The sequence below is a fragment of the Scardovia inopinata JCM 12537 genome (assembly GCF_001042695.1).
GTDB classification, from domain to species: Bacteria; Actinomycetota; Actinomycetes; order Actinomycetales; family Bifidobacteriaceae; genus Scardovia; species Scardovia inopinata.
The window spans coordinates 1,498,942-1,511,785 of record NZ_AP012334.1; the positions used below are offsets into that span (position 1 = coordinate 1,498,942).

Annotated in this window: 10 protein-coding genes; 1 reads left to right on the top strand and 9 read right to left on the bottom strand. The window is 42.4% G+C overall.

Annotated features, from left to right (window positions below; translation table 11 throughout):
- Positions 1-6: 6 nt before the first annotated feature.
- From SCIP_RS06140 to SCIP_RS06150, 3 genes are all read right to left on the bottom strand, one after another.
- Positions 7-1,764, bottom strand: a complete 1,758-nt coding sequence (locus SCIP_RS06140; RefSeq protein WP_006293585.1) for a type 2 periplasmic-binding domain-containing protein — start codon at positions 1,762-1,764, stop codon at positions 7-9.
- Positions 1,765-1,813: 49 nt separating this feature from the next.
- On the bottom strand, positions 1,814-2,767 hold the full coding sequence (locus tag SCIP_RS06145) for a carbohydrate ABC transporter permease (RefSeq protein ID WP_006293584.1): 954 nt from the start codon (positions 2,765-2,767) through the stop codon (positions 1,814-1,816).
- Between the two features lie 77 nt (positions 2,768-2,844).
- Complete coding sequence (locus SCIP_RS06150; protein ID WP_407695026.1) at positions 2,845-3,741, bottom strand: ABC transporter permease; 897 nt, start codon at positions 3,739-3,741, stop codon at positions 2,845-2,847.
- Positions 3,742-4,003: 262 nt separating this feature from the next.
- Between SCIP_RS06150 and SCIP_RS06155 the strand changes: the two genes are divergently transcribed.
- The gene (locus SCIP_RS06155; RefSeq protein ID WP_006293582.1) at positions 4,004-4,639 is read left to right on the top strand and encodes a YesL family protein; all 636 of its coding nucleotides are present in this window, start codon (positions 4,004-4,006) and stop codon (positions 4,637-4,639) included.
- A 41-nt stretch (positions 4,640-4,680) separates the two neighbouring features.
- Here SCIP_RS06155 and SCIP_RS06160 read toward each other — a convergent pair whose 3' ends face one another.
- The 6 genes from SCIP_RS06160 to SCIP_RS06185 all read right to left on the bottom strand — a co-directional run bounded on the left by SCIP_RS06160 (position 4,681) and on the right by SCIP_RS06185 (position 12,830).
- The gene (locus SCIP_RS06160; protein WP_006293581.1) at positions 4,681-5,604 is read right to left on the bottom strand and encodes an alpha/beta hydrolase; all 924 of its coding nucleotides are present in this window, start codon (positions 5,602-5,604) and stop codon (positions 4,681-4,683) included.
- Positions 5,605-6,052: 448 nt separating this feature from the next.
- Entirely contained in the window at positions 6,053-8,467 is a 2,415-nt protein-coding gene (gene yicI, locus SCIP_RS06165; RefSeq protein ID WP_006293580.1) for an alpha-xylosidase, read from the bottom strand.
- Positions 8,467-9,336, bottom strand: a complete 870-nt coding sequence (locus SCIP_RS06170) for a carbohydrate ABC transporter permease (protein WP_006293578.1) — start codon at positions 9,334-9,336, stop codon at positions 8,467-8,469. Before SCIP_RS06170 ends, yicI begins: the two co-directional genes overlap by 1 nt.
- 2 nt (positions 9,337-9,338) lie before the next feature.
- A complete protein-coding gene (locus SCIP_RS06175) occupies positions 9,339-10,295 on the bottom strand; it encodes a carbohydrate ABC transporter permease (protein ID WP_006293576.1) in 957 nt (318 codons plus the stop codon).
- Positions 10,296-10,356: 61 nt separating this feature from the next.
- Positions 10,357-11,694, bottom strand: coding sequence for an ABC transporter substrate-binding protein (locus SCIP_RS06180; RefSeq protein WP_231288047.1), 1,338 nt, complete (start codon positions 11,692-11,694; stop codon positions 10,357-10,359).
- Between the two features lie 140 nt (positions 11,695-11,834).
- Positions 11,835-12,830, bottom strand: a complete 996-nt coding sequence (locus tag SCIP_RS06185) for a LacI family DNA-binding transcriptional regulator (RefSeq protein WP_006293572.1) — start codon at positions 12,828-12,830, stop codon at positions 11,835-11,837.
- Positions 12,831-12,844 lie beyond the last annotated feature (14 nt).

Sequence of the window (12,844 nt, forward strand, 5' to 3'; positions counted from 1 at the left end):
CTTGTATTAGTTGCTCTTATACTGCTGTGCAATTGCTACTCGAGCAGTATTCTGGTCCTTGGCATTCTGCATATCTACCTTCATTACCTGGTCAATTCCCAAGCCTTGAACAGTATTACGCATAGTGTTAAGAATATTGGTAAATTCAGAATTACTTGATGCGAAGGATGCTTTCCAGGAAGCATTCACTATTTGAGTCTTCACCGATCCCCGAAGAGTGGAAATTTGGGAATCCTCATCAGGCTGAGTATAGGTTGCGCCAGGAGCCACCAGGATCATTTTGTTCTTTTCCAGATAATCCATGGTTGTCTTTGCACCTCCCATATGCTTTTGCCAATCTTTAGTCAGAGGATTAGCATTAGTCTTTTTCAACTCACTTGGCCACATGGAAGCGTTAAAGGATTGACCGGTTCCAGGATCAATATCGTTAACTATTTCTGTTGGATAGTTCAAAGCCGAAACGCCATCTGAATATGAACCTCCCCCAAAAGAAGCAGGCACATTAGAGTTGGCACCGCTGAGAACAGTTTCACCGAATTTCGTTAAAATCGGCTGCCCATTTTTAATGGTCCAATTTAAACCCTTGGGGCCAGCAGCTCCACCTGTCTGAGCTCCAGAATCGTAAACGCCTTCTGTGGAATAGAGCCAATCGATAAACTTAACCAGACGTTGCTTATTCTTAGTTTTAGATCCTAAGAAAATTGCTGTTGTTCCACCATTAGGAGTCGCTCCATAAGAGAAAATCTTCATATCTTTGATAGGTGCAAGCATGAACCCCTTACCCTGAGCCTTATGCTCTGTGGTGTTATAGGCGGCCTGCCCCAACCAGGGCCAGAAGGAGAAAAGAACCTTCCCGTCCTTATATTTTGAATTCATGGTGTCATAATTTTGAGTGGTAGATTCTGGGTCGACCAGACCAGCGCGGTAAGCCTTATTGAAAAAACGTAAAACCCGTTCATAGATTCCGCCTTTCTTAGTAATGGATTGGTATTCAGAACCATCTGCTTTTGCAAGGACAAAACCCATTTCATCAAAGCCATAGAAGCAAGCAGGCTGTTTTGCATTATTCATCATATTGCCATCCCAGTCTTTAAAGAGACTCATGGCATATATGTCTTTGCGTCCACTTTCTTTACGGGCCTCATCCTGCATCTTCTTTAGAACGGGAACCAGATCTTCCAGAGTATCCATGTGAGGATAGCCTACTTTCTTGTAAATGTCCCACCTGACATAGGGACCAAACGTAGGCTCCAACCCTTCGCCTGCCACTGTTGGTTTACGAGTAGAAACAGATCCCGGAATACCCCACACACCCGATTTCTGGCCTATAGCCTTGTTTAAGGCCTGCTCAGCCTCAGCGTACTTCTTAATATTAGACATATCATTGAGATAAGGAGTCATATCAGAAATAAGTTTGGCCTTCACCAGTTTGGAGCCACGACCCGAGCCATAACCTGTAATGATAATATCACCCAAGTTTCCTGCAGTAGATCGGGTATCAAAAAGAGTACTGCCGCCTCCTGCAACGTTTGGAGCAATAATGTTGAGTTTAATATTGAATTTATCCTTGATGATCTTAGCAAACCATCCTTTTTGAATACCTTGGTAATTGGCCAAATCATCGTAAACATCGACGGTCATGAGTGAACCATCGTCTTTCTCTTTGCTGCCAGATTCTGAGGATACAGCACCACAGCCGCTGAACAGCATCGTTGCTGACACAACTGCGGCGATTGCCGCAGTGATTTTTTTCTTGAAGGACATTCTATGTCCTGCCTTTCTTTATTTTTCCTTATGAACTTTTTTGAGGGTTTTACCCCTTCACCGCACCAAGCATCATACCTTTGACAAAATAGCGCTGGAAGAAGGGATAAACGAATAAAATAGGCAATACAACAATAACCGAAACAGTCATACGTATCGATGTTGGGGTTTGCTGAGTAGCCAAGGCGGCAACGTTGAAGGATGTTCCTGCCGTTGCCTTGACTGAGGCCGCCAAAGCATTGGCCTGGTTAATGTATGTATACAAGAGATACTGTAAGGAGTAGAGCTTGGAATCAGTCATGTAGATGAGAGTATCCTGGAAGGAATTCCATTGCCCTACCGCTGAAAAAATTGCTACTGTAGCAAGAATCGGAGTGCACATTGGAAGGATGATTTTCCTGAATACTGTCAGAGTTCCTGCCCCATCTATTTCTGCCGCCTCCTGCAAACTTGCGGGAATAGATTCAATATATGTTTTAACCAGAATAATATTAAAAGGTTGAACAATCGCTGGCAGAACATATACCCAGAAATTGTTGGTTAGACCCAAGTTTTTCATGGTTATAAACATAGGAATGATCCCTGCGTTGAAGTACATGGTGATGACAATGAATCGATACCAAAATGTTCTATGCCACATCTTTTTCTGAGTGAACATGAACCCCAAAAAGGCGCTGGCAATAACAGTCAGAGCAGTCCCTATGACAGTTCGTGCTAAAGAGATAAAAGCTGCGTTCCCAAGGCCTTCGAGAGCAAATACCTCTTTATAGTTTTGCAGATGTAGATCACGAGGAAACCATTTAATATCACCGGCAGCAGATAAAGAATTGTTCGAAACTGAATTAATAATCAGATAGTAAAAGGGGTACACACAGATGAATGCAAAAAGGGAGAAGAAAATAATGTTAAAAATATTATAAATTCTCTCACCTTTGGTTCTCCTCATAGCTGGTGCTACTCCAGCTTTTATCTTTCTGCCTGTAGTTGCTTGATTTGCGTTCATGATAATCAATAATTCCTTGTTATAAATACAAATTACATAATCTATCTGTAAACGAAGAAACGTGCGATAGAGCGCGTTCAGACGATGGATTCCCCGCGTGTCCGCTTAGACAACCAATTAACAAGCCAGAGAAGGAAGACGCTGACCAGAGACTTGAGCATAGAAATGGCTGTGGCCAAGGAAAGAGAATTTTGCCCAATGCCGATATTGTAAACATAGAGGTCAAGAACCTGAATATGCTGCATATTAAAAGCATTCTGGAAAACAAAGTATTGATCCATGCCATTATTAAGGAAATTAGAAATAGACAGCATAAGAAGTACAAAATATGTTGGCAATAGCTGTGGAATAGTTATATGAATAATCTGTTGCCAACGATTTGCACCATCAACCTGCGCTGCTTCGTAGAGTTCCTGATCAATACCGGCTAAACCTGCGAGATAGAGAATTGATCCCCAGCCCAACCCCTTCCATATTCCCCATAAAAGCATCTTGACCCAGGTCAGCGAGTCCGAATCCAAGAATTTGATCGGTTGGCTGATCCAGTGCATATTTTGCAGGAGCTCGTTAACCATACCGGTCGAAGAAAACATGGCAAAGGCTACTGAATAAACCAGAACCCAACTAATAAAGTTCGGCAGAGTTGTCAAAGTCTGAATAAGATTTCTAAACCATTTTGCCCGAATCTCATTCAGAGCTATGGCAAAGATAAGTGGAAAGAAAGAAGTCAAAATATTAAGTCCACTCATAACAAAAGTGTTAATGAGAACCTGACCAATAGCATGCAACTGGGCAGGGTTAGCCACCAGCATTTTAAACCATTGGAGTCCAACAAATTTACTCTCTGACAGTGGAATCGGAGGTTGATAATCAAAAAAAGCGTATATCCATCCAAAAAGTGGAAGATAACAGAAAAGTACTGCCAAAATTAGGAAGGGAACCGTCATCAGCCACAGTCGAATGCTGTGAAGCATAGCATTCCTGTCTGTCTTCGGTTTCAGTTCATCCGACGCGGACACTTTCTCGCTCATCGTTTGCCTTGTCCTCCTTTGAACAGCTGCAGCAGCGCAGGCTCAATGAACATCTGTCACTAAGAATCAATCGCCGTTGTCATTGACTCTTATTTATAAACTTATAAATAAGATAACACCCGCTATTCTCTCTGTCAAATCTGTTTTCTATGCTGAGTGTCTAGGATTACATCGTTGTGAATAACAAGACTGCCAAGGAGGCAGCATGCATTTTAATATCAACAGCCCATTCTGGCAGTTCATGTCTCTATGTGTACGATATTTTATTCTTAATCTTCTTTTCATCATTACCCTTGTCCCAGTAGTCACCATTGGTCCAGCACGTGCAGCACTCTATAGCACTATTTTTGCCTATCACAATGATGAGGACATCAATCTGGGAAGAGAATACCTGAAACGTTTTTACCGCGAGTTCTTTAAAGCTCTGGTTTCTTCTCTTATCTTTCTCATTCTGGCTACAGCATGTATTTTTGCTTTCTTCTTTTGGATTCATCAAAAAACAGCTTCCAGCAGTCTTGCTTTGCCAATCCTCATTATTGCCTCCTTCTTTCTTCTTATTACATTTGAATATTACTACCCTCTTCAAGCTCGTTATGACAATAACTTCTGGAAAACAATGAAGAACTCTTTTCTTCTGCCCTGGACATCTTGCAGACTTACCTTAGCTTTGGCTGCTATAGATATCGCAGCCATTGCTCTCTTTATCTATACCAGCTATGTACGGATCGTTTTTCTCCTTTTAGGATTCTCATGGCTTGCCTATGCAAAATCATTTATCTTTTTGAAAGTATTCCAGATTGCGGAGTTTCCTGCCGGGCACAATGACATCGTGACATCGTGACACAGCGATGCAATGATTGATACGCAGCACAACGATTGAGGTCAGAAAACCAGCTTAGACTGCCTGACAATAAATTCAATGATCGCGTCTGTAACTGCATGGCTCCAAAAGTCCCCCTCGTGATCCGCCCCTTTTACTCGAACCATGCTGACATCTTTGCCCAGAGAAAGCATACGTTTATAAAGATTATAAGTTTGGCTGTAAGGGACCAGATTGTCGCTGTCACCATGAAGGAGAAGGGTCGGAGGGCAGGAGGTTCCTTCATTCAGAATTCGCAGAGGACTCATGTCGTGTGCCCTTTTCAAAGCCACTTCCGTAACCAGGCTCCCCTCTTCAGATAAGCCGCAGACCGCTCGAGCAAGTTGTGGATTCTCCCCGGTCAACATGCCCTCAAGGTCCGCTACCCCAAAGCAAGACACAACAAAATTGACGACATCTGGTGCTCCGGGATTTGTTGAATCCTCATAGCGTGGATCCCCTTGAGTCATCCCCAGCAGCAAAGCAGTATTTCCACCTGACGATGTGCCCCAGGCCCCAATCCGACCTGGATCTACATGCAGCTGATTGCTGTGTAGCCGAACATAACGCAAAGCAGATTTAACATCGAGCAAAAACTCAGGGAAAGGATGTGAACCGTTACAGCTATCAGTATGGCCAACACTGATCACAGCAAAACCACGATTGACCAACTGCAGAAGGCGCGGTATGGCGTAAAGGCGATTAGGAGTTGTCCACCCACTGCCCTGAATAAAAAGAACCGCAGGCAGATGTGCCCCCTTCTGACTGGCCCCCATGGGTACAACCACATCCATAGATACATCTTTATCCGGTCGATAATGAATATTTGGGGTATAATCGACCTCACCAACTAAATCAGGATTGTTAGGCAACACCATAATTTCCGGCTCATCACCAACTTGATTATCGTCAGCCTGAACAGTACTCTCATAATCGCGGCTTTGCATATTATCTCACTTTCGTACTTGTAGAGTTTAAATCAGTTTTTATTATATACATCCAAATTTAACTGTAATTACGCTATATTCTTGTTGTAAAAAATTATCCCTCCCAGAGAAAGAGCAAAGATACTTCAACTGATATACGATCTTCAGCTCCTATGCAGATCATTATCTAATTGACTATAACCAGGAATCATGGTCATACAACTTCATTCGCAAAACAAGGTTATATGAACTATTCTGTCTGGTAGATCAGACCACTAGCAAGTATCTCAATAAACTCTCATTCTTTATTTCGATCCGAGTCTTTCGATCTTCGCAACAACTGCTACTAAGTTCTGAGATATAATAATTTCCTCAGTTACAGGCACTACTATTCCTGAATTGCGCTTTGCCTGGGATAAATTTTGCTCTCAGGCAAAGCGACAATCGAATCATAAGGAAAAAATAAGTCTTACCTCAGTATAACCTTCCCGCCACTTGATTGGATGATTTTCCCACAGGACCCCAGTCTTGCGGTAAATTGATTTCCATCCGATCTTGTCACAATGATAGTTTTGCCATCACTACGTTGGGCAGTAAAAGTGATCTTTTTACCATCAAGACAATTAGTTACAGTAGCTATCACAGGATTATCACCTATCTCGAAGACAGATACGAGAGGATTTACGGTATAATCATAATCAGGTGTCTTTGCTCGTGGCTGAGTGACAATAATACTTTCCTGCCTTACCCATAAGGGAATGCTGTCAAAAGGATGATTCTCAGTTCTCCAACGCCCTCCATCAGCAATTTCTCCAGTAAACCAATTTGTCCATCTCCCACGAGGAAGATAGTAATTTACATCTCCGGAATAGGTGAAGACCGGTGCAACAAGCAATGATGGTCCTAGCATATATTCAGTTCCCAGTATTCTAGCTGTTCTGTCTTCAGGGAACTCCATAAACATACTACGCATCACAGGTATTCCTTCCTCAGCAGGAAGTAAACCAACATGATATAAATAAGGCATAAGAGAAAGTTTGAGAAGAGTAAATTTACGTACAACAGCAACCGCTGTCTGGCTTGAAGAGTTAGTTATCCCTTTTTTCTTATCAGCCTCATCAAACACCCATGGCACCCTATACACTGTTGATCCGTGCATACGGGAATGCGAACTAAGTAGCCCGAATGCCACCCAACGTTTATAAACAGCTGAGTCAGGAATAGCACCTTCGAAGCCACCAATATCATGGCTCCAAAAACCAAATCCAGAAGAAGATAAAGACAAACCGCCACGAAGGCTCTGCGCCATACCATTAAAAGTTGACTCACAGTCACCTCCCCAATGCACTGGCTGTCTCTGCCCACCAACAGTTGCAGAACGAGCATAAAGAACGGCCTGCCCTTTTCCATATGTCTCTTCTAGGGCCTCAAATACTGTCTGATTATACAGTTGAGTATACCAATTATGCATCCCTTGGCCAGAAGAACCATCATACCAGGAAACATGTGAAGGAATTCGTTCGCCGAAATCGGTTTTAATTGCATCAATACCCTGAGATAGCAAATGCTTGATTTTAGTCTTAAACCATTGGCGTGCAGAGGGGTTAGTAAAATCAACAAGGCCCATGCCAGCCTGCCAAAAATCAGTCTGCCAAATATCACCTTGGGATTTGCGAACTAAATATCCTTCTCTTCTTGCTTCTTGAAAAAGTTCGCTCCTTTGTCCAATATAAGGATTTACCCACGCACATATATGAAGCCCCTTTCCCTTAAGATGCGCAAGAGTGCCCTCAATATCAGAAAAAAAGCGGGAATCCCAGGTAAAATCCATCCATCTAAACTCTCGCATCCAATAACAGTCATAATGAAAGACGCTTAAGGGTATCCCCCTGTCGCGCATACCGTCAATCATAGAATTGATTGTTTTATGATCATATTGGGTAGTGAACGATGTAGTAAGCCATAATCCATATGACCACGCCGGCACCTTCGCAGGACGACCAACTAAAGCCGTGTATCTACTGAGGATTTGTTTTGGCGAGGGTCCGTCAATTATGCAAAAATCAAGCGTTTCTCCCGGAACAGAAAACTGTACTGCCTCTGTATTTTCGCTCCCCACCTCGAACGATACATGTCCGCGATTGTTGACAAGAATCCCATATCCCTGAGTGGTCATATAGAAAGGAATATTCTTGTACGCTTGCTCACTGGACGTTCCACCATCCGCATTCCATATATCAATGGATTGCCCATTCTTAACAAACGCTCCAAATCGCTCCCCAAAACCATAAACGAGCTCATCAACAGCCAATGCAAGTTGAATTGACATATAAGTTGGAGACTCATCATAGGCCTTACCTGTAGGAGTTGCTCCGAATTCCCCCACCGGGGAGGAAGTCACCGTAGCCTCTGGGTTCAGAGTAAAATGAGCCAAAGATTTTCCACTTGAATGAGTTAATTCAGCGCCGCGCGATGTGAAGGAAAGATTCCAAGGTTCTCCTTTGATTGCCGTAACGGTCAAATCCCCTGAAGAAAGACTAATAAATGAACCATCGCTGCCAACCTCTCCATCAGTATTTCCTGACTGAGTGACATGAATATAATTCTGTTTATCGGGCTGATCGCCATTCAAAGGAAAACCTGGAATATCATTTTGTCCGTCCCAGTGCCGAGCACGAATACGAATCACGCCTCGGGCTGGAGATGTAATGGTCACATCAAAAGTTGGAAGATTAAGAGTATCTGCCCGTCCATGAACCGAAGCAGCAGGTGCGAGAATTTCTATGCCCTTTCCGTCACGGGTGACGGCAATTTCATAATCTTGTCTAGCATACAATGCCTTTACACCAGGCTGAGTAAGCCAATAACCATTAGTAAATTTCATTATTTCACCGCCCCTGCAGTAATACCGCGAGACAAAGTCCTTTGGAAAATAAGAAAGAAAATAAGCGTTGGTATAATACTTAGAAGAGAGGCGGCTGCTGTAGTCGTAACATCCATAAGCTTATCTCCGCTCAGTGCGCTGACCGCTATGGGAACAGTTTGAGTTGAATTATCAATCAAGAATGCCATTGGAATCATGTACTCATTCCAAGTCCATATAAAGAAAAACACTAGCATAACACTCAGAGTTGGACGAGATATGGGGAATACAATGTCTTTAAGAATTTGCCATCGGTTAGCCCCGTCCAGCGCTGCAGACTCGAGAATAGCTTTGGGGAACGTCCCATAAACTGAGGAGAGTAAATAGGTACCGAAAGCACTTTGAATAACCGTGAAAATGACAATGATCGCCCATTGGGAATTATAGAGATGAATTTCCTTGAACATAACATATAAAGGATATAATAACGCTTCTTGCGGCATCATGTTAGCAAGCATGATAAGCAAAATAATCCAGTTTCTTCCCTTAACGCGGCCAATCCCTAAGGCAAAGGAATTTAGCACAGATAGGCCAACAGCAGCCACAGCTACAAAAGAGCTGATCCATACTGAGTTAAAAACTTTCTGAGGAAAATTAGACTGTTCCCAAAATGTTCTTACACCTGTTAGACTGAACTGTTTTGGCCAGGCTAACGCTCCATAGGTATTATAATCTGCTGCAGTCTTAAAAGAATTTAGCAAAATAACAATGAAAGGCGAAAACATGAGAAGCCCACCAATAATAAGTACTATAAGAATGAGCCAGTCCTGCCAACCAATAATTTTATGCTCTCGATAACTATTCTTGTGATTGTGCCATAATGTGGACATAATTATTCCTCATCCTCTTTCTGCACTTTCTGTTGTACATGAGTAAAAATAATAGATACAACAACAATCATTAGAGAAAGTGCTGTTGAAATGGCAGCCCCATAGCCGACCTGTTGTGTTTGGAAAAACTCTGAATACGAATAGTAAGAAGGAACAATCGTAGCTGTTCCTGGGCCGCCGCGAGTCAACATATACACAGGAGCAAAAACCTTCAAAGCCGCTATAGTACAGGTTAGGGACACTACAAATATTTCCGGTTTAATTGAAGGTAAGGTAACAACCTTAAATCGTTGCCACCAATTTGCTCCATCAAGGCTGGCGGCTTCGTATAATTCAGGGTCAACTCTCTGGAGACCAGACATAAAGATTACAATGGGGTATCCTAACTGTATCCAAATCATTATTCCCATCAAACAAATCAGCGCAGTTTCAGGTGCGCCCAACCAGTTACGCTCCTGGTTAGCCAGACCAACAGCTTTAAGAAGAGAATTTAACGCGCCATCATCCGGTCTCAGGATCCATCCCATCGCTAACGATGCTACAGATATAGGCAGCAATTGAGGAAGATAATACACAGCCCTCAAAGTTGATGCTACTTTCTGCCCGAATCTCTTTTGAACAACATCAAAAAGAAGCGTGGAAATGATCAATCCCAATAGTATGGGTATAACCACCATTGCTATAATCATCCATACTGAATTTCTAAAAGAGATCCAGAATGTTGCGTCCTTACCGAGAGCCAACCAGTTTTTCAACCCTGACCATTGGGGTGGACGTATCCCTCTATAATCCGTAAAACTTAGATAAACATTCCCAATAGTGGGAACAATAATAATCCAGATGAGCATAACCGCACCTGGAATAAGGTAAGGCCAGAATGTATTCGATGAGTTTCCCGGAATCCGAGATAGATTTTTCTTATGCGTGGATACGCCAGAATAATTATGATTACTAGTCATGAGTTTTATTCCTTATGCGTTAACCGAATAGAATGAATGCAGAAGAGCGACTGCCATTTTTCTATTTGACATCTGCAGCCGAAACGCCTTTGTCATAATCAGCTTTCAACTGTTCGATTGTCTGATTCACAGTTGTTGATCCATTAACCAGTGTTTGCAAAGAAGAATTCAGCTCATCATAGAAGGTGGATGTTGGCCAATCTGGATAGAACCCAAGCTGATTCTTTTTCAGGACGGTATTAAACTGCCCAACCAGTGTTCTGAATTTCTTATTCTTAATGGAAGAGACATCAGAATTTACAGGGATTCCGCCAGAATTACCCATAAGATTCTGTATCTGCTTGCTCATAGTAATATCTATAAAGGCAGCAGCTAGATCTTTTCTCCTAGATTTTTGTGGAATAACCCAAATGTTACCAGACGACCCTGGGATCTTGTGAGCACCAGGAAAGATAGATTCCGTCCATTCAAAGTTTTTTAATTCACTCTGAAAACGGCCAAACCACCACGTTCCCGAAAAGAACATAGGGTACGTTCCTTTCATAAAACCTTGCCCTGCTGATTCAGCATCAATACCGGTGGAATTCTTCGAGATATAACCTTTATCAACCCACTTTTTAATTGTTTTGGTTGCATAAGTTATGGCTTCGCCCTGCCAATCTACAGGTCCTTTATACATCTGATAGTTTTGAATAAATTCTTCATTCGCCTTCATTAGAACTAACTGATACCATAAATGCTGAAGCGGATATTCTTTAACTCCTTCAGAGAGGGGAGTTATCCCAGCCCTAGCGAACTTTGCCATAGCTGATTCGAGCTGAGCACTCGTACGTGGAATACTGACCCCGTACTTCTTAAATAAGTTCTCATTATAATACATAAGGACTTCTTCGCCATAATTGGTAATTCCATACCAATTGCCTGAGCCCATAACTCCCTTCGAGGAATAACGCCCAGTATCCCCAATCGCACCGGAAAGTATCGTATTCCATCCATACTTTTTAACGTACCTGTTAAGATTGGTTAGTAACCCTTGACTTGCCAGCAAACCTGCGGTCGCATTACCTTTATTATATTCCATTACATCAGGAGCATTATCTGAATTCAGAATTTGACTTGCATTCTTCCTTATCTGTTCAAATGATTTCTTTTCATACTGAACAGTAACATGGTGTTTCTTTTCAAAACTCTCAATTGCTTTCTTCCAGGCAATCCCTTGTGCCGAAGTGGCTTCTTCATAATACCAAACTTTCAGCGTACGAGGATTTGTTTCTTGGGCGTTATCGCTACTTCCGCAAGCAGCCAAGCCCAGTGTCCCCGTAATAGTGACAAATGCCAGTGCCATGGCAAAAATCTTCTTTTTTATGCTCATAATACCTTGTCCTTTATCATGCTTCATTGCAAATGAACTGTACTTTTATTCTGGATAGTTGGTTATCTCAACTGCCCAGATATCATCAGTCTATTGAAGACACAATTGCTTGTCGAATTGCTTCGATGATTTCGATGAATAAAACTGTGACAAGGGATAGGGGTTAATTAAAAAGACCCTCGGTCAAGATACTGCGGAGTAAGATAATGCACTCGCCCTATATGAGAAGTGTCTCCTTCTATAAAATCCGTGATGGCCTGCATTGCATACTTACAAGCATCTCGTGGCTCAAGCGGGATTTCATCGAGTTTAACTAAACCGGAATCAAGGTTCCCGTAACTGCCAACGGACAGAACCGCTACATCTTCTGGGACTCTTAAATGTCTCCGTAAAAGAGAAGATACTAAAAGAGGAGCTGTTTCTGCATCACCGTTAAGAATAATAGCGTCAATCGTGTCATTAGTTAAAATATCATCTAATATAGTTTCAATGATTTCGCTGCGTGGATACTTCACTGGGCGAAAGAGAATAGTAATTCCCTTCTTTCTCGCATTATCAAGAACTGAAGATCGGTAGTACATAAGGAAGTTAGACTGAGCGTCATACGCTCCTGGTCTAGCACCTAAGAATAGAATTCGTTGATACCCGTGAAGCACCGCTCGATCTATAGTCATATATCCTGCAAGCGTAAAATTAAGATCAACACTATAAACTGGCTGAGAATCGAGGGGAATTCCGATGGAAGCGACAGGGAGAGGAAGACTATACGCTTGGGCAACACGGGAGTCGTTTTCCTCTACGTCGAGCAGAATAACACCGTCTATTAAACGAGAATCCGCAACCCGCTCAATTTCTTCATCCTCACCAGCCAACAACAAGATATCATATGCCTTGCGGCGCGCAGCCTTGAGCATCTCAAAAAAGAATATAGAATATCCAGCTGTACTGGTGTAAGAATGAATCGGTGCGCTTAGGGCAATAATCCTAGTACGGGCACCGCGTAGAACTTGAGCATTGGAATTAGGATGGTAATGCAGATCCTCCGCAGCTTGCACAATACGATTTTTAGTTTCACTGGAAATAGGGCGTTTCCCAGAAAAGGCATAAGATACGGTACTGATAGAGACGCCAGCCAAACGGGCGACATCCTTGATATTCGTCATATCCTTATTCTAAA